Consider the following 17,745-nt stretch of genomic DNA (forward strand, 5'->3'; position numbering starts at 1 on the left):
CGGTCCATGGGGCGTCCGTTGACCCGGCCGGTACTGAGGCGGGGCCCCGCGGCGCAGGGGGCGCTCCCCGCCGTCAGGGGCCCCGCCGCCGTGCAGCGAGGGGGACCGGTCAGCCTCGGGCGGCCGCGGCCCGCAGGGCGATACGGTCCTCTCCCGCGTACACGTTCATGGAACCGCCCCGCAGGAAGCCCACCAGGGTCAGGCCGGTCTCCGCCGCCAGGTCCACGGCCAGCGACGACGGCGCCGAGACCGCCGCCAGCAGCGGAATGCCGGCCATGACCGCCTTCTGCGCCAGCTCGAACGAGGCCCGGCCGGAGACCAGCAGGATCGTCCGGGACAGCGGCAGGCTCCCGCTTTGGAGGGCACGGCCGACCAGCTTGTCGACCGCGTTGTGCCGCCCCACGTCCTCCCGTACGTCCAGCAGCTCGCCGTCCTCGCCGAACAGGGCCGCCGCGTGCAGGCCGCCCGTGCGGTCGAAGACCCGCTGGGACGCGCGCAGCCGGTCGGGCAGGCCGGACAGCAGCTCCGGCGTCACGCGCAGCGGGGGAGTGTCGGCGACGGGATGGCGGGTGGTCGTCCGCACCGCGTCCAGGCTGGCCTTGCCGCACAGACCGCAGGAGGAGGTGGTGTAGACGTTGCGTTCGAGGGTGAGGTCCGGGATCACCACGCCGGAGGCCGTCTGCACGTCGACCACGTTGTACGTGTTGGACCCGTCGACCGTCGCCCCGGCGCAGTAGACGATGTTCCGCAGGTCCGCGGCGGTCGCGAGCACCCCCTCGCTCACCAGGAAGCCGGCCGCCAGCGCGAAGTCGTCGCCCGGGGTGCGCATGGTGATGGCGAGGGGTTTGCCGTTCAGTCTGATTTCCAGGGGTTCCTCGGCGACGAGCGTGTCGGGGCGGCTGGAGACCGCCCCGTCCCGGATGCGGAGCACCTTGCGTCGTTCCGTGACTCGTCCCATGTCCCCATCAGTCCCGGTTCTGTACGTGCTGGTAGCCGAAGCGGCCCTTGATGCACAGGTTGCCGTGGGTCACCGGGTTGTCGTGCGGCGAGGTGACCTTCACGATCTCATTGTCCTGCACATGGAGGGTGAGGTTGCAGCCCACACCGCAGTACGCGCACACGGTCGTCGTCTCCGACTGCCGCGACTCGTCCCACGTACCCGCCGCCCGCATGTCGAACTCCGACTTGAACGACAGGGCCCCGGTGGGGCAGACCTCGATGCAGTTCCCGCAGTACACGCACGCCGAGTCGGTGAGCGGGGCGTCGTGCTCCACGGCGATCCGGGCGTCGAAGCCGCGGCCCGCCACCGAGATCGCGAAGGTGTTCTGCCACTGGTCGCCGCAGGCGTCCACGCATTTGTAGCAGAGGATGCACTTGTCGTAGTCGCGGACGTAGAGGTCGTTGTCGACCCTCGGTTCCTCGTTGAGGCGGGCGGCGTCCGGGCCGAAGCGGTCCGGTTTCGCCTCGTACTCCTTGAGCCATGCGGCGACCCGGGGGGTCGTCGACAGGTCGACGGAGGACGCGAGCAGTTCGAGGACCACCTTGCGGCTGTGCCGGGCCCGCTCGGTGCCGGTGCGCACCTCCATGCCGGGCTCGGCCCGGCGGGAGCAGGCGGGGACGAGGGTGCGGGAGCCCTCGACCTCCACGACGCAGACGCGGCAGGCGTTCTTCGGGGTCAGGGTGTCGCCCTCGCAGAGGGTGGGGATGTCCTTCCCGGCCGCCCGGCAGGCGTCCAGGATCGTCGATCCCTCGGGCGCCCGGACCGGCTCGCCGTCGAGGGTGAACTCCAGCAGACGGCGGGGGATCCCCAGCGGTGTCACGGTCATTCGTACGCCCCCAGACGGTCGATGGCGGATTCCACGGCGTTCCACGCGGTCTGCCCCAGACCGCAGATCGAGGCGTCCCGCATCGCGCGGCCGACCTCGCGCAGGAGGGCGATGTCGGGGGCGGCGTCGGTGCCGGCGCGTTCGACGATCCGGTGCAGCGCCTCCTCCTGGCGGACGGTACCGACCCGGCAGGGCACGCACTGGCCGCAGGACTCGTCCCGGAAGAACTCGGCGATGCGCAGGAGGAGCCGGGGGAGCGGGACCGTGTCGTCGAAGGCCATGACGACGCCGGAGCCGAGGGTGGTGCCCGCTTCCCGGGTGCCTTCGAAGGTGAGGGGGATGTCCAGTTCGTCGGGGCGTACGAAGCCGCCGGCGGCTCCGCCGAAGAGGACCGCCCTGAGGTTGTCGCGTACGCCGGCGAGTGCGAGCAGTTCGCCGAGGGTGGCGCCGAAGGGGAGTTCGTAGACGCCGGGGCGGGCCACGCTGCCGGAGACGCAGAACAGCTTGGGTCCGGTGGACCGTTCCGTGCCGATCGCCGCGTAGGCCGGGGCGCCCATGGTCAGGATGGGCAGGACGTTGACCAGGGTCTCCACGTTGTTCTCGACCGTGGGTTTGCCGAACAGGCCCTTCTCCACCGGGAACGGGGGCTTGGAGCGGGGTTCGCCGCGGTAGCCCTCGATGGAGTTGAAGAGCGCCGTCTCCTCGCCGCAGATGTACGCGCCCGCGCCGCGTCGGATCTCGATGTCGAAGGCGTAGCCCTGGCCGAGGATGTCGTCGCCGAGCAGGCCGCGGGCGCGGGTCTGCGCGATCGCGTGTTCCATGCGGTGCAGGGCCCGGGGGTACTCGCCGCGGAGGTAGAGGTAGCCGCGGTGGGCGCCGGTCGCGTAGCCCGCGATGGTCATGGCTTCGACGAGCGCGTAGGGGTCGCCCTCCATGAGGACGCGGTCCTTGAAGGTGCCCGGTTCGGATTCGTCGGCGTTGCAGACGAGGTAGTGGGGGTGGTCCGGCTGGGACGCCGTGGCCTGCCACTTGCGGCCCGTGGGGAAGGCGGCGCCGCCCCGGCCGACGAGGCCGGAGTCGGTGACCTCGCGGATGACGGCGGCGGGGCCGAGGGCGAAGGCGCGGCGGAGGGCGGTGTAGCCGCCGTTCGCGCGGTAGTCGTCGAGGTCGGTGGGGTCGACCGTGCCGATGCGTTGGAGGAGGGTGAGGGTGGGGGTGCCGGCCTGGGGGACGGCGGTGGTGGGTGGGGGTTCGGGGGGTGCGTTTTCGGGGGCGGTGGCGGCGTGGACGGTGGTGTCGGGGGTGGCGGGGGCGATGACGGCGGTTTCTCGCCCCCGCCGCCCCTTCCCGTTCCCGACCCCGGGGGCTGCGCCCCCGGACCCCCCATCGGCCTGGACGGCCTCGTCCTCAAACGCCGGACGGGCTGAGTTGGTGTCCCCGGCGCGTATGACAAGTGCGGCCGGTGCTCGCTCGCACAAGCCCAGGCAGGGGCTGCGTTCGACGTGGACGCCGGACTCAGGTCCCAGGCGGGACTCGACGTCCGCGCACAGCGCGGTCGCGCCCGCCGCCGTGCAGGCGAGGTCCGTGCAGACGTGCAGGACCGTCGCGGGGCGGGGTTTCAGGGAGAACATCGCGTAGAACGTGGCCACGCCGTACGCCTCCGCCGGGGGGACCGTCAGGCGGCGGCACAGGTAGTCCAGGGCGCCCTCGCTGATCCAGCCCACCCGGTCGTTGATCGCGTGCAGCCCCGGCAGCAGCAGGTCGCGGCGGTCGCGGGCCTCGCGGCCGCCGCGCGCCCATCGCAGGTCCGCGTCGGAGCGGTCGGCGCCCTCCCAGGACGACTCGGGGGGACCGAGCAGGGCGTCGACGGCCGCACGCTCCTCGTCCGTCGGCTTGCTGTCACCGAAGTGCAGGTCCACGCTTGCTCACCTCACGTGTGTCGGAGCCGGGAGCTTCTCGATCCGGATCGCCGACGCCTTGAACTCCGCCGTCCCCGCGATCGGGCAGTTCGCCTCGATCGTCAGCTGGTTGGTGTCCACCTCGTCGGGAAAGTGGAACGTCATGAACGCGAGCCCCGGCCGGAGGCCGGTGTCCACCCACACCGGCGCCAGCACCGAACCGCGCCGCGAGGTCACCCGCACCTGCTCGCCGACCACGACCCCGTACCGCTCGGCGTCCTCCGGACACAGCTCGACGTACTCGCCGCGCCGCAGGGGAGAGGCGTAACCGCCGCTCTGCACACCCGTGTTGTAGGAGTCGAGCCGTCGGCCCGTGGTCAGCCGGATGGGGTACTCCTCGTCGGTGAGGTCGACCGGCGGGTCGTGCCGCACGATCCCGAACGGCGCGGGCCTGCCGCGCAGTTCCGGGTCCGGCGCCCACAACCTCCCGTGCAGGTAGGGAGGTTCCAGGGCGTCCGGGCTGGGGCACGGCCACTGGATGCCCTGGTGCTCCTCCAGGCGCTCGTACGTCATGCCGTAGTGGTCCGGGGAGACCGAGCGCAGCTCGTTCCACACCGTCTCGGCGTCCGCGTACTTCCAGTCGTGGCCGAGGCGGGCGGCGAGGTCGCAGATGATGTCGATGTCCTCGCGCGCCTCGCCCGGCGGGACGACGGCCCGGCGCACCCGCTGCACCCGCCGCTCGCTGTTGGTGGTGGTGCCCTCGGTCTCCGCCCAGCCGGCGGTGGCCGGCAGGACCACGTCGGCCAGCTCGGCCGTCCGCGTCAGGAAGATGTCCTGGACCACCAGGAAGTCCAGCTCCCCCAGACGGCGTACCGCCTGTTCGCTGTCCGCCTCCGACTGGGCCGGGTTCTCCCCGATGCAGTACACGGCCCGCAGCGAGCCGTCCTCCATGGCCTCGAACATCTCCGTCAGATTCAGTCCGTAGTGCGGCTGGATGACGGTGTCCCAGGCGGACTCGAACTTCAGCCGGATGCCGGGGTCGAGGAGATCCTGGAAGCCGGGCAGGCGGTTGGGGATCGCGCCCATGTCGCCGCCGCCCTGCACGTTGTTCTGGCCGCGCAGGGGTTGCAGGCCCGAGCCGTAGCGGCCGACATGGCCGGTGAGCAGAGAGAGGTTGATCAGGGCACGGACGTTGTCGGTGCCGTTGTGGTGCTCGGTGATGCCGAGGGTCCAGCAGAGCTGGGCGCGTTCGGCGCGGGCGTAGGCGTGCGCCAGGTCGCGGATGGCGGCGGCCGGGACGCCCGTGACCTTCTCCGCCAGGGACAGCGTCCACGGCTCGACGAGCGCCTTGTACTCCTCGAAGCCGGTGGTCGCCCGCCGCACGAACGCCTCGTTGACCAGGCCCGCCTGGATGATCTCGCGGCCGATCGCGTGCGCCATCGGGATGTCCGTGCCCACGTTCAGCCCGAGCCAGCTCTCCGCCCACTCGGCGGTGGAGGTCCGGCGCGGGTCGACCGCGTACATCCGGGCGCCGTTGTGGACGCCCTTCAGCACGTGCTGGAAGAAGATCGGGTGCGCGTAACGGGCGTTGGAGCCCCACATCACGATGACGTCGGTGTGCTCGATCTCCTCGTACGACGAGGTGCCGCCGCCCGAGCCGAACGCCGCCGACAGGCCCGCGACGGACGGGGCGTGGCAGGTACGGTTGCAGGAGTCGACGTTGTTGGTGCCCATCACCACCCGGGCGAACTTCTGCGCCACGTAGTTCATCTCGTTGGTCGCGCGGGCGCAGGAGAACATTCCGAACGCGCCGCGCGCCGCCGCCAGTCCCCGGGCGGTACGGTCCAGGGCCTCCTCCCAGGTCGCCCGGCGGAAGGGCGCGTCGCGCGAGTCCCGGACGAGCGGGTGGGTGAGACGGGTGTAGGTCTTCGGGCTCCGGCCGCGTCGCTTCCGGTCGGACGGGGTTCGGTCGCGTTCGCTCATGCGGCGCTCCTCAGCGCGAGCAGGTCCGAGAGGGCGTGCACGGTGCGCAGGGTGGGCACCGGGACACCGGTGATCTCCGCCAGTTCCACGACGGCCGCGAGCAGGACGTCGAGTTCGAGCGGTTTGCCGCGCTCCAGGTCCTGGAGCGTGGAGGTGCGGTGGTCGCCGACCTTCTCGGCGCCCGCGAGCCGGCGCTCGATGGAGACGCCGACCTCGCAGCCCAGGGCGCGCGCGACCGCCAGCGTCTCGGTCATCATCGTCTCGATGACCTGCCGGGTGCCGCCGTGCAGGCACATCTGCCGCATGGTGGCGCGCACGAGGGCACTGATCGGGTTGAAGGAGATGTTGCCCAGCAGCTTCAGCCAGATGTCGTTGCGCAGGTCCGGCTCCACCGGGCACTTCAGGCCGCCGGCCCGCATGGCCTCGCCGAGCGCCAGACAGCGCGCCGAGACACTGCGGTCGGGCTCGCCGATCGAGAACCGGGTGCCCTCCACATGCCGTACGACGCCGGGCTGTTCGAGTTCGGTGGCCGCGTAGACGACACAGCCGACGGCCCGTTCGGGCGCGAGCACCGCACTGACCGCGCCGTCCGGGTCCACACTCTCCAGCCGGCGGCCGTCGTACGGTCCGCCGTGCCGGTGGAAGTACCACCAGGGGATGCCGTTCTGGGCGGCCACGACCGCCGTGGAGTCGTGCAGCAGCGGCTCGATCAGCGGCCCGCACGCCGCGTACGAGTTGGCCTTCAGACCCAGGAAGACGTAGTCGGCCGGGCCGACTTCGGCCGGGTCGTCGGTGGCGCGGGGGTGCGCGGTGAAGTCGCCGCGCGGGCTGCGCACGCGTACTCCGTACTGCCTCATGGCCGCCAGATGCGGTCCACGGGCGATGAGATGGACGTCGGCGCCCGCACGGTGGAGCGCGGCACCGACGTAGGCGCCGATCGCCCCGGCGCCGAGGACTGCGACTTTCATGGCGATGGGAGCTCCGTTCGGTCGAGGGATACCGAGGAACCGCGGGAGACTGCCGAATCTCTGTCGACGAAATATTGTCTACAGTATGGAGGTAGCCCCAGCAAGGCTTTGTGCAGCACCAGTGGTTGTCTGCTCAACCGTCTTCTCAAGCGCCCCGACCGTCCCTACGGTTGGGGACTCATGAGTCCCCCCATGGCACCGCCGGGCTGGAGCCGCTGGCTCGTTCCCCCCGCCGCACTCTCCGTCCATCTCTCCATCGGCCAGGCCTACGCCTGGAGCGTGTTCAAGCCGCCCCTGGAGTCCGCGCTCGATCTCAGCGGCACACAGAGCGCGTTGCCCTTCCAACTCGGCATCGTCATGCTCGGTCTGTCCGCCGCGTTCGGCGGCACCCTCGTCGAACGCCGGGGCCCCCGCTGGGCGATGACCGTCGCCCTGATCTGCTTCTCCTCCGGCTTCCTGCTCTCCGCGCTGGGCGCGGCCACCGAGCAGTACTGGCTGATCGTCCTCGGCTACGGCTTCGTGGGCGGCATCGGCCTCGGCATCGGCTACATCTCGCCCGTCTCCACGCTCATCAAGTGGTTCCCGGACCGGCCCGGCATGGCCACCGGCATCGCCATCATGGGCTTCGGCGGCGGCGCCCTGATCGCCTCGCCCTGGTCGGCGCAGATGCTCGAGTCCTTCGGCACCGACAACGTTGGCATCGCGCTGGCGTTCCTGGTGCACGGGCTGGCCTACGCCGTGTTCATGCTGCTCGGCGTGCTGCTGGTGCGCGTGCCGCGCGGCACGCGCACGGCGACCGGCGGGCCCGCCGTGCCCGACGGGCCGCAGGTCTCGGCCCGGTCCGCCGTGCGGACCCCGCAGTTCTGGCTGCTGTGGATCGTGCTCACCATGAACGTGACCGCGGGCATCGGCATCCTCGAGAAGGCCGCACCGATGATCACCGACTTCTTCGCGGACACCTCCGCGCCCGTGTCGGCGACGGCCGCCGCCGGGTTCGTCGCCCTGCTGTCGGCCGCCAACATGGCCGGGCGCATCGGCTGGTCGACCACCTCCGACCTCATCGGCCGGAAGAACATCTACCGGGTCTACCTCGGCGCCGGCGCGCTGATGTACGCGCTCATCGCGCTGCTGGGCGACTCCTCCAAGCCGCTGTTCGTGCTGTGCGCGCTGGTGATCCTCTCCTTCTACGGCGGGGGCTTCGCGACGATCCCGGCGTATCTGAAGGACCTCTTCGGCACCTACGAGGTCGGCGCGATCCACGGCCGGCTGCTCACCGCCTGGTCCACGGCCGGCGTGCTCGGGCCGCTGATCGTGAACTGGGTCGCCGACCGGCAGGAGGAGGCGGGCAAGCACGGCGCCTCCCTCTACGGGGTGTCACTGATCATCATGATCGGGCTGCTCGTCGTCGGCTTCGTCGCCAACGAACTGGTCCGTCCCGTCCATCCCCGCCACCACGTCCCCGCCGCCGAGACGCCCGAGGAGGCCGCCGATGACCGGCGAGAGCAGCCAGAGTCCGCCTAGCACGGGCGGAACCGGAACCGGAACCGGAGCCGAGCGCCGAGGGTTGATCACCTTCGCCTGGCTGTGGGTCGGGGTGCCGCTCGCCTACGGGCTGTACGAACTCGTGCGGAAGGCGACCCAGCTGTTCACCGGGTGACCGCGGGGCCCCGGGCGTACCTCATCCTCCCGCCCGGGGCATGACGAAAGCCGACAAGCGCGGCACACGTTTCCTGTCGCATCGCCCGCCCCCGTACCGGTGAGTCACTGATCAGACTGGTGCATCCCGCATCCGACCACCGAGGGGGACCCACCCATGATCGGCTCGCGCATCGCCGCCGTCGGCCACTACCAGCCCGCCCGGGTGCTCACCAACGAGGACCTGGTGAACATGGTCGACACCAGCGACGAGTGGATCACGAGCCGGGTGGGCATCCGCACCCGTCACATCGCCGGTCCCGACGAGCCCGTCGACGAACTGGCCGCGCACGCCGCCGCCAAGGCACTGGCGGCGGCCGGCCGGACACCCGCCGACATCGACCTCGTCCTGGTCGCCACGTCCACGGCGATCGACCGCTCGCCCAACATGGCCGCCCGGGTCGCCGCCCGCCTCGGCATGCCCGGGCCCGCCGTCATGGACATCAACGTGGTGTGCGCCGGGTTCACCCACGCCCTCGCCACCGCCGACCACGCCGTACGGGCGGGTGGCGCGAGCCGGGTCCTGGTCGTCGGCGCCGACAAGATGTCCGACGTCACCGACTGGACCGACCGCACCACCTGTGTGCTCGTCGGCGACGGGGCCGGTGCCGCCGTGGTGGAGGGCTGCGCCCCGGGCGAGGAGGCGGGCATCGGCCCGGTGCTGTGGGGCTCGGTGCCCGGGATGGGACACGCGGTGCGCATCGAGGGCACGCCGCCGCGGTTCGCGCAGGAGGGGCAGACCGTCTACCGCTGGGCGGCCACCCAGCTGCCGGCCATCGCCCGCCGGGCCTGCGAGCAGGCCGGACTGGCGCCCGAGGACCTCGCGGCGGTGGTGCCGCACCAGGCCAACCTGCGGATCATCGAACCCCTCGCCCGCCGGCTCGGCGCCGTCAACGCCGTCGTCGCCCGCGACGTCACCGAGTCCGGCAACACCTCGGCCGCGAGCATCCCGCTCGCCTTCTCCAAACTGGTCGAACAGGGCGCGGTGTCGGCCGGCGACCCGGTGCTGCTGTTCGGCTTCGGCGGGAACCTCTCGTACGCGGGGCAGGTCGTGCGCTGCCCGTGAGCGACGCCTGGCCGTCCGCCGCACGGGTGTGACGTGGCCAACTCCTCGCCCCCCTGGCATGTGTGCGCCGTAGACTGTAGACGAAAGACAATCACTACTGGCGTCGCGGTGCACCGGCGTTCGCGTCGGCGCACGGAACTGCCGAGGAGGGGGACCGCGATGTTGTCGACCGGACTGCCCCAGGGTGCCGTGCCCAGGCTCGAACGGCCCGGCCCGCTGCGCGACCGGGTCTACGAGGCGCTGCTCGAACTCATCACCACCCGGGCCCTCCAGCCCGGCCAGCATCTCGTGGAGAGCGAGCTCGCCGGCCATCTCGGTGTCTCCCGCCAGCCGGTGCGCGAGGCGTTGCAGCGGCTCAACACCGAGGGCTGGGTCGATCTCCGGCCCGCGCAGGGCGCGTTCGTGCACGAGCCGACGGAGGAGGAGGCCGACCAACTCCTCACCGTCCGTACGCTGCTGGAGGCCGAGGCGGCCCGGCTGGCCGCGAGCAACGCCGACAGCGCGGGCGTCGAGGCCCTGGAGGAGATCCTGGCCGAGGGCCTCCGGGCCGTCGACGCCGACGACGTGGACGCCGCCGTGGTCCTCAACGCCCGTTTCCACGCCAAGGTCATGGAGCTGGCCGGCAACGCCGTGCTCGCCGAACTCGCCGCGCAGGTCGACCGGCGCGTGCGCTGGTACTACACACCCGTCGCCCGGCAGCGCGGCGGGCAGTCCTGGGTCGAGCACCGCGAACTGATCGCCGCCATCGCCGCCCACGACGAGCAACTGGCCACCCGGCTGATGCGTGAACACACCGAGCACACCCGGCGCTCGTACCACGCGCGCACTCAATCCTGAGCGGCCGGTATCACACCCTTTCACCCTCTTTGTGGCAGATTTCCCGGCCCCCTCACGGACTCCTTTGTCCTGTGAGTGGAAAAAGTAGGGGGCAATTCCTGCGCGACTTCTTCCCACCTCCGGCAGGCGCTGCTACTTTCCCATCCGAAAGCACGCCACACACGTGGCCGGAATCCGGCGCGCACAGGCCGATGAGGCGGGGAGGGGCTCGTGAGACGCATGACAGCGCGACCCGCGAACGCCCATCAGGCACGACTGCTCAGGCTGTTGCGCGACGGTGGACCCAACTCCCGGGCCCAGCTGGGCGACCAGGTCGACCTCTCCCGGTCGAAGCTGGCCGTGGAGGTGGACCGGCTGCTGGAGACGGAACTCGTCGTGGCCGACGGACTCGCCGCCTCGCGCGGCGGACGGCGCTCCCACAACATCCGCCTCAACCCGCACCTGAGGTTCCTCGGCGTCGACATCGGCGCGACATCGGTCGACGTCGCCGTCACCAACGCCGAACTGGAGATCCTCGGGCACATCAACCAGCCCATGGACGTACGCGAGGGACCGGTCGCGGTCTTCGAGCAGGTGCTGTCCATGGCGGCGAAGCTGAGGGCCTCGGGGCTCGCGGAGGGGTTCGACGGCGCCGGCATCGGCGTCCCGGGCCCGGTCCGCTTCCCCGAGGGCATCCCGGTGGCTCCGCCGATCATGCCCGGCTGGGACGGCTTCCCCGTGCGGGAGGCGCTCAGCCAGGACCTCGGCTGCCCGGTCATGGTCGACAACGACGTGAACCTGATGGCCATGGGGGAGCAGCACGCGGGCGTCGCCCGCACCGTCGCCGACTTCCTCTGCGTCAAGATCGGTACCGGCATCGGCTGCGGCATCGTCGTCGGCGGTGAGGTCTACCGCGGTACGACGGGCAGCGCGGGCGACATCGGGCACATCCAGGCCGTGCCCGACGGCCGCCCCTGCGCCTGCGGCAACCGGGGCTGCCTGGAGGCACACTTCTCCGGCGCGGCCCTCGCCCGGGACGCGACGGAGGCCGCCGAACAGCGGCTCTCCGCCGAACTCGCGACCCGGCTGGAGGCGAACGGCACGCTCAGCGCCGCCGACGTCGCCGCCGCGGCCGCGGCCGGTGACGCCACCGCCCTCGACCTGATCCGTGAGGGCGGCAATCGCACCGGCCAGGTCATCGCCGGCCTGGTCAGCTTCTTCAACCCCGGCCTGGTGGTGATCGGCGGCGGGGTGACCGGCCTCGGCCACACCCTGCTCGCCGCGATCCGCACCCAGGTCTACCGCGGCTCGCTGCCCCTGGCCACGGGCAACCTGCCCATCGTGCTGGGGGAGTTGGGACCCACCGCCGGAGTCATCGGCGCGGCCCGGCTCATCAGCGACCACCTGTTCTCACCCGCGTAGGCAGCACCACCGCGTTCCACCGCATCCGCTCCACCGCTCGTGCCCATCACCGGAACGGCCCACCCGCACCAGGCACCGCCACCGCTCTGCTCCGCCCTGCCTGAAAACGCTTGCCCCGCAAGGGGATCGCCCTGACACCGGCCCGAACGCCCGCCGAGGGGAAATCCGCATGGCACCTGAACCACCGCTGCTCAGCATGTCCGGCATCACCAAGTCGTTCCCCGGAGTCCGGGCCCTGGACGGCGTCGACCTCGACGTCCAGGCCGGCGAGGTGCACTGCCTGCTCGGCCAGAACGGCGCCGGCAAGTCCACCCTGATCAAGGTGCTGGCCGGCGCGCACCAGCCCGACACCGGCACCATCCGCTGGCGCGGCGAGGACGTCACCCTGCGCTCGCCGATCGCCGCCATGCGCCTCGGTATCGCCACCATCTACCAGGAACTCGACCTGGTGGAGCACCTCTCGGTCGCCGAGAACGTCCATCTGGGACACGAGCCGACCACCGCCGGCTTCGTCGTCCGGCCGGGCACGGCCAAGTCCTCGACGGCCCAGCTGCTCAAGCGGCTCGGACACCCCGAGATCGACCCGGGCCGGCTGGTCGGCGAACTGCCCGCGGCACAGCAGCAGATCGTGTCCATGGCGCGGGCGCTCTCCCACGACGTACGGCTCATCGTGATGGACGAGCCGTCCGCCGCCCTCGACCCGGACGAGGTCGACAACCTCTTCCGCATCGTCGCCGACCTCACCGCCGACGGCGTCGCGGTCGTCTACATCTCGCACCGCCTGGAGGAGATCCGGCGGATCGGCGACCGGGTGACCGTGCTGAAGGACGGCCGGGCCGTCGCCGGCGGGCTGCCCGCGAAGTCGACGCCGACCCGCGAGGTCGTGGCGCTGATGACGGGACGCAACGTCGAGTACGTCTTCCCGGAGCGGCCCACCGCCGCCCCGCAGGGCGACCCGGTGCTCACCGTCGAAGGACTGTCCCGCCAGGGAGAGTTCGCCCCGCTCGACCTCCAGGTGCGTCCCGGGGAGATCGTCGGGCTCGCCGGACTCGTCGGCTCGGGACGCTCCGAGATCCTGGAGACGATCTACGGCGCCCGCAGGCCCGACACCGGCCGGGTCCTCGTCGACGGGCAGCCGTTGCGGCCGGGCAGCGTACGCGCCGCCGTACGCGCCGGACTGGGGCTGGCCCCCGAGGAACGCAAGGCCCAGGCCCTGCTCATGCTGGAGTCCGTCACCCGCAATGTGTCGGTCTCCTCCATGTCCCGCTTCGCGAGGGCCGGCTGGATCGACCGCGGCGCCGAACTGCGCGCGGCACGCGCGGCGGTCCGCGAACTCTCCCTGCGGCCCGACAACCCCAACGTGCCCGTGCGCACCCTGTCCGGCGGCAACCAGCAGAAGGCCGTGCTCGCCCGCTGGCTGCTGCGCGGCTGCCGGGTGCTACTGCTCGACGAACCCACCCGGGGCGTCGACGTCGGTGCCCGCGCCGAACTGTACGCGGTCGTCCGCCGGCTGGCCGACGAGGGCCTCGCCGTACTGCTGGTCTCCAGCGAGGTGCCCGAGGTCCTCGGCCTCGCCGACCGCGTCCTGGTACTGCGCGAGGGCACCGTCGTCCATACGGCACCCGCCCGCGAACTCGACGAACACCGTGTACTCGACCTGGTCATGGAAGGAAGCCCGGCGTCATGACGCAGCCCGTCTCCCCGCCGCGGGACAGCGCCCCCAAGGTGCCGTCGGCCGGCGAAACACCCGCCTGGCGCGCCGTGTTGTTCCGCGCCGACGTCCGCACGCTGTCGCTGCTCGGCGTGCTCGCCGTACTGATCCTCATCGGCGGCATCACCAAACCGGACGAGTTCCTGGACACCCGCAACCTCCAGCTCGTCCTCACCCAGGCCTCCGTCATCGGTGTCGTCACCGTCGGCATGACCTTCGTCATCATCTCCGGCGGCATCGACCTGTCGGTCGGCGCGATCGTCGCCCTCGCCTCGGTGTGGGCGACCACCGTCGCCACCCAGGAGTACGGCTTCGGCGGCATCCTCTTCACCGCCGTCCTCGTCGGACTGGGATGCGGCCTGGTCAACGGGGTGCTGATCGCGTACGGCGGGATGGTCCCGTTCATCGCCACCCTCGCCATGCTCGCCTCGGCCCGCGGACTCGCCCTCCAGATCACCGACGGCCGGACGCAGGTCGTCACCGTCGACGGGGTCCTCGACCTCGGTGAGCGCGACTCCTACGTCCTCGGCATCCCACCGCTGGTCCTGGTGTTCGCCGCGGTCACCGTCGTCGGCTGGCTGGTGCTCAACCGGACCACCTTCGGCCGCCGCAGCGTGGCCGTCGGCGGCAACCCGGAGGCCGCCCGGCTCGCCGGCATCGACGTACGCCGCCAGCGGCTCTACCTGTACCTGCTGTCCGGGCTGTGCTGCGGCATCGCCGCCTTCCTGCTGATCGTCCTGGCCGGCTCCGGCCAGAACACCAACGGCAACCTCTACGAACTCGACGCCATCGCCGCCGCGATCATCGGCGGCACCCTGCTCACCGGAGGCCGCGGCACCATCGTCGGCTCCGTCCTCGGTGTCCTGATCTTCACCACCATCACGAACATCTTCGCCCTGAACAACCTGCAGAGCGACGTCCAGCAGATCGCCAAGGGCGCGATCATCGTCGCCGCCGTGCTGGTCCAGCGCCGTACCGCGAGCACGACCTAAGAAGGGGTTCACCGCCATGCCAGAGTTCACCAGTCGCAGAGGGCTGCTCTTCGGGGCGGCCGCCGTGTCCGCCGGCGTCCTCGTCACCGGCTGCACCAGCAACGAGTCCAGCGACGACGAGCCGGCTGCCGACAACCAGCCGGCCGCCGACGACAAGCCCGGCAAGCAGGTCACCATCGGCTTCGCCGGACCGCAGGCCGACCACGGCTGGCTCAACGCCATCAACGACAACGCCAAGAAGCGGGCGGAGAAGTACTCCGACGTCACCCTGGAGAGCACCGAGGGCTCCAACGACACCGCCCAGCAGATCGGCCAGATCGAGACCCTCATCAACAAGAAGGTCGACGTCCTGGTGATCCTGCCCGCCGACGGCAAGGCGCTCACCCAGGTCGGGCTGAAGGCGATGCGCGCCGGCATCCCCGTCGTCAACCTCGACCGGATCTTCAACACCCCGCAGGCGTACCGCTGCTGGGTCGGCGGCGACAACTACGGCATGGGCCTCAACGCCGGCCACTACATCGGCGAGAAGCTCAAGGACAAGCCGAACGCCAAGGTCGTCGAGCTGGCCGGCCTGGACAACCTGGAGCTGACCAAGCAGCGCACCCAGGGCTTCGACGACGCGCTGAAGAACTACCCCAACATCAGGAAGGTGGCCCGCCAGGCCGCCGAGTTCACCGTCGAGTCCGGCCAGGCCAAGATGGCCCAGCTGCTCCAGGCGCAGTCGCAGATCGACGCGCTGTGGAACCACGACGACGACCAGGGCGTGGGCGCGCTGCGCGCCATCGAACAGGCCGGGCGCGACGAGTTCCTGATGGTGGGCGGCGCGGGCGCGCTCTCCGCGTTCGAGGCCATCAAGGCCGACAACGGTGTCCTGAAGGCCACTGTCCTGTACCCGCCGACGATGGCCGCCTCCGCGATCGACCTCGCCCGCGCCCTCGGCCAGGGCAAGGGCGTCGGCGGCCTCGCCGAGTTCGAGATCCCCTCGTCGGTGACCTGCTACTCGGCCGTCGTCGACAAGGAGAACGTGGACCAGTACATGGCCACCGGCTTCAAGTGAGGAGCCCCGCCCCACGGGCCTGACCAGCCCCCCGGGCGGGGCCCACCCCCGCCCGACACGACGACGAGGAGGACATCCGAATGGCACAGCCGCAAGCGTCCGAAGGGGCGGAGACGGGGAAGCCACCGCTGCGCATCGGCATGGTCGGTTACGCCTTCATGGGCGCCGCCCACTCCCAGGGCTGGCGCACCGCGCCACGCGTCTTCGACCTGCCGCTCAGCCCCGAACTGGCCGTGATCTGCGGCCGGGACGCCGAAGCGGTGAGAGCGGCGGCGGACCGCCACGGCTGGGCGGAGACCGAGACCGACTGGCGCGCCCTGGTGGAGCGGGACGACGTCGACCTCGTCGACATCTGCACCCCCGGCGACAGCCACGCCGAGATCGCGCTGGCCGCGCTCGCCGCGGGCAAGCACGTGCTGTGCGAAAAGCCTCTCGCCAACACCGTCGAAGAGGCCGAGGCGATGACCCGGGCCGCGGAGGGGGCGGCGGCCCGGGGACAGCTGGCGATGGTCGGCTTCAACTACCGCCGGGTCCCCGCGACCGCGCTGGCCCGGCGGATGGTGGCCGAGGGCCGGATCGGGAAGCTGCGCCACGTGCGGGTCGCCTACCTCCAGGACTGGCTGGTGGACCCGGAGTTCCCGCTGACCTGGCGGCTGCGCCGGGAGCAGGCCGGCTCCGGTTCGCTCGGCGACCTCGGCGCGCACATCGTCGACCTGGCCCAGTACCTGGCCGGCGAGCGGCTCGCGGGCGTCTCCGCGCTCACCGAGACCTTCGTACGGGAGCGGCCGCTGCCCACCGCGCCCAGCAGCGGCCTGGCCGCCGTGTCCGCCGCCGGCACCGGTCAGGTCACCGTCGACGACGCCGCCCTGTTCACCGGCCGGTTCACCTCCGGTGCCCTCGCCTCGTTCGAGGCCACCCGGTACGCCACCGGACGCAAGAACGCCCTGCGCATCGAACTCAACGGCGAGCGCGGCTCGCTCGCCTTCGACCTGGAGCGGCTCAACGAGCTGGAGTTCCACGACGCCACCGAGCCCGGGACACACGCCGGCTTCCGCCGCGTCCTCGTCACCGAACCCGAGCACCCCTACCTCGAGGCCTGGTGGCCGCCGGGCCACGGCCTGGGCTACGAGCACACCTTCGTGCACCAGGCCCGCGACCTGGTCCACGCGGTCGCCGAGGGCCGTACGCCCGAACCCTCCTTCGCCGACGGGCTCCAGGTGCAGCGCGTCCTGGCCGCGGTGGAGGAGAGCGCCGAGAAGAACTCCGTCTACACACCCATCGCCGCCTGAGAGGACGGATACGGATGCCCCGCGACTTCACGCTGTTCACCGGCCAGTGGGCGGACCTGCCGCTGGAGGAGGTCTGCCGACTCGCCCGTGACTTCGGCTACGACGGGCTCGAACTCGCCTGTTGGGGCGACCACTTCGAGGTGGACAAGGCGCTCGCCGACCCGTCCTACGTCGCCTCCCGCCACCAGCTCCTGGAGAAGTACGGCCTCAAGTGCTGGGCCATCTCCAACCACCTGGTCGGCCAGGCAGTGTGCGACGCCATCATCGACGAACGCCACCAGGCGATCCTGCCCGCCCGCATCTGGGGCGACGGCGAGCCCGAGGGCGTACGGCAGCGGGCCGCCGCCGAGATCGAGGACACCGCGCGTGCCGCGGCCCTCCTCGGCGTCGACACCGTCATCGGCTTCACCGGCTCCGCCATCTGGCACCTGGTCGCCATGTTCCCGCCCGCGCCCGAGTCGATGATCGAGCGGGGCTACCAGGACTTCGCGGACCGCTGGAACCCGATCCTCGACGTGTTCGACGCCGAGGGCGTGCGGTTCGCCCACGAGGTCCACCCCAGCGAGATCGCCTACGACTACTGGACGACCGTACGCGCCCTGGAGGCGGTCGACCGGCGGCCGGCCTTCGGCCTCAACTTCGACCCGTCCCACTTCGTGTGGCAGGACCTCGACCCGGTCGGCTTCCTGTGGGACTTCCGCGACCGGATCTACCACGTCGACTGCAAGGAGGCCCGCAAGCGCCTCGACGGCCGCAACGGCCGCCTCGGCTCCCACCTGCCCTGGGGCGACCCGCGACGCGGCTGGGACTTCGTCTCCGCCGGCCACGGCGACGTCCCCTGGGAGGACGTCTTCCGCATGCTCCGCTCCATCGGCTACGACGGCCCCGTCTCCGTCGAGTGGGAGGACGCCGGCATGGACCGGCTCCAGGGCGCCCCCGAGGCGCTGACGCGCCTGAAGGCCTTCGACTTCGAGCCGCCCAGCGCGTCCTTCGACGCCGCGTTCAACAGCTGATCCGCACGT

General features: G+C 71.5%; 15 protein-coding genes. 10 read left to right on the plus strand and 5 right to left on the minus strand.

Going from position 1 to position 17,745, the window contains the following annotated elements:
* Nucleotides 1-109: 109 nt before the first annotated feature.
* Genes fdhD through ACZ470_RS09045 form a run of 5 tightly spaced genes read right to left on the minus strand, consistent with a single transcriptional unit; the run spans nucleotide 110 to nucleotide 6,675 of the window.
* The gene (gene fdhD / locus ACZ470_RS09025) at nucleotides 110-958 is read right to left on the minus strand and encodes a formate dehydrogenase accessory sulfurtransferase FdhD (RefSeq protein WP_468425829.1); all 849 of its coding nucleotides are present in this window, start codon (nucleotides 956-958) and stop codon (nucleotides 110-112) included.
* Between the two features lie 7 nt (nucleotides 959-965).
* Complete coding sequence (locus ACZ470_RS09030; protein WP_468425831.1) at nucleotides 966-1,826, minus strand: 2Fe-2S iron-sulfur cluster-binding protein; 861 nt, start codon at nucleotides 1,824-1,826, stop codon at nucleotides 966-968.
* Nucleotides 1,823-3,745, minus strand: coding sequence for an NAD(P)H-dependent oxidoreductase subunit E (locus ACZ470_RS09035; RefSeq protein WP_468425833.1), 1,923 nt, complete (start codon nucleotides 3,743-3,745; stop codon nucleotides 1,823-1,825). Before ACZ470_RS09035 ends, ACZ470_RS09030 begins: the two co-directional genes overlap by 4 nt.
* 6 nt (nucleotides 3,746-3,751) lie before the next feature.
* Complete coding sequence (locus ACZ470_RS09040) at nucleotides 3,752-5,707, minus strand: molybdopterin oxidoreductase family protein (protein WP_468425835.1); 1,956 nt, start codon at nucleotides 5,705-5,707, stop codon at nucleotides 3,752-3,754.
* The gene (locus ACZ470_RS09045) at nucleotides 5,704-6,675 is read right to left on the minus strand and encodes a 2-dehydropantoate 2-reductase (protein WP_468425837.1); all 972 of its coding nucleotides are present in this window, start codon (nucleotides 6,673-6,675) and stop codon (nucleotides 5,704-5,706) included. The genes ACZ470_RS09040 and ACZ470_RS09045 overlap by 4 nt, the downstream gene beginning before the upstream one ends.
* Before the next feature lie 180 nt (nucleotides 6,676-6,855).
* Here ACZ470_RS09045 and ACZ470_RS09050 point away from each other — a divergent pair, with 180 nt between their 5' ends.
* The 10 genes from ACZ470_RS09050 to ACZ470_RS09095 all read left to right on the plus strand — a co-directional run bounded on the left by ACZ470_RS09050 (nucleotide 6,856) and on the right by ACZ470_RS09095 (nucleotide 17,736).
* Nucleotides 6,856-8,196 carry an OFA family MFS transporter gene (locus ACZ470_RS09050; protein WP_468425839.1) on the plus strand — a complete coding sequence of 447 codons (1,341 nt, stop codon included), beginning with the start codon at nucleotides 6,856-6,858 and terminating at the stop codon, nucleotides 8,194-8,196.
* The gene (locus ACZ470_RS09055) at nucleotides 8,165-8,332 is read left to right on the plus strand and encodes an MFS transporter small subunit (protein ID WP_468425841.1); all 168 of its coding nucleotides are present in this window, start codon (nucleotides 8,165-8,167) and stop codon (nucleotides 8,330-8,332) included. The genes ACZ470_RS09050 and ACZ470_RS09055 overlap by 32 nt, the downstream gene beginning before the upstream one ends.
* 156 nt (nucleotides 8,333-8,488) lie before the next feature.
* Nucleotides 8,489-9,436: a beta-ketoacyl-ACP synthase III gene (locus tag ACZ470_RS09060; RefSeq protein ID WP_468425843.1), complete on the plus strand. Its 948-nt coding sequence runs from the start codon at nucleotides 8,489-8,491 to the stop codon at nucleotides 9,434-9,436.
* A 159-nt stretch (nucleotides 9,437-9,595) separates the two neighbouring features.
* The gene (locus ACZ470_RS09065; RefSeq protein ID WP_468425844.1) at nucleotides 9,596-10,273 is read left to right on the plus strand and encodes a GntR family transcriptional regulator; all 678 of its coding nucleotides are present in this window, start codon (nucleotides 9,596-9,598) and stop codon (nucleotides 10,271-10,273) included.
* Between the two features lie 219 nt (nucleotides 10,274-10,492).
* Nucleotides 10,493-11,674: an ROK family protein gene (locus tag ACZ470_RS09070; protein WP_468425846.1), complete on the plus strand. Its 1,182-nt coding sequence runs from the start codon at nucleotides 10,493-10,495 to the stop codon at nucleotides 11,672-11,674.
* Between the two features lie 169 nt (nucleotides 11,675-11,843).
* Complete coding sequence (locus ACZ470_RS09075) at nucleotides 11,844-13,361, plus strand: sugar ABC transporter ATP-binding protein (protein WP_468425847.1); 1,518 nt, start codon at nucleotides 11,844-11,846, stop codon at nucleotides 13,359-13,361.
* Entirely contained in the window at nucleotides 13,358-14,377 is a 1,020-nt protein-coding gene (locus ACZ470_RS09080) for an ABC transporter permease (protein WP_468425849.1), read from the plus strand. Before ACZ470_RS09075 ends, ACZ470_RS09080 begins: the two co-directional genes overlap by 4 nt.
* Nucleotides 14,378-14,393: 16 nt before the next feature.
* Nucleotides 14,394-15,434: a substrate-binding domain-containing protein gene (locus ACZ470_RS09085; RefSeq protein WP_468425851.1), complete on the plus strand. Its 1,041-nt coding sequence runs from the start codon at nucleotides 14,394-14,396 to the stop codon at nucleotides 15,432-15,434.
* A gap of 80 nt (nucleotides 15,435-15,514) precedes the next feature.
* Complete coding sequence (locus tag ACZ470_RS09090; protein WP_468425853.1) at nucleotides 15,515-16,723, plus strand: Gfo/Idh/MocA family protein; 1,209 nt, start codon at nucleotides 15,515-15,517, stop codon at nucleotides 16,721-16,723.
* Nucleotides 16,724-16,737: 14 nt separating this feature from the next.
* On the plus strand, nucleotides 16,738-17,736 hold the full coding sequence (locus ACZ470_RS09095) for a sugar phosphate isomerase/epimerase family protein (protein WP_468425854.1): 999 nt from the start codon (nucleotides 16,738-16,740) through the stop codon (nucleotides 17,734-17,736).
* Nucleotides 17,737-17,745 lie beyond the last annotated feature (9 nt).

The organism is Streptomyces sp. NPDC031111 (assembly GCF_055570675.1).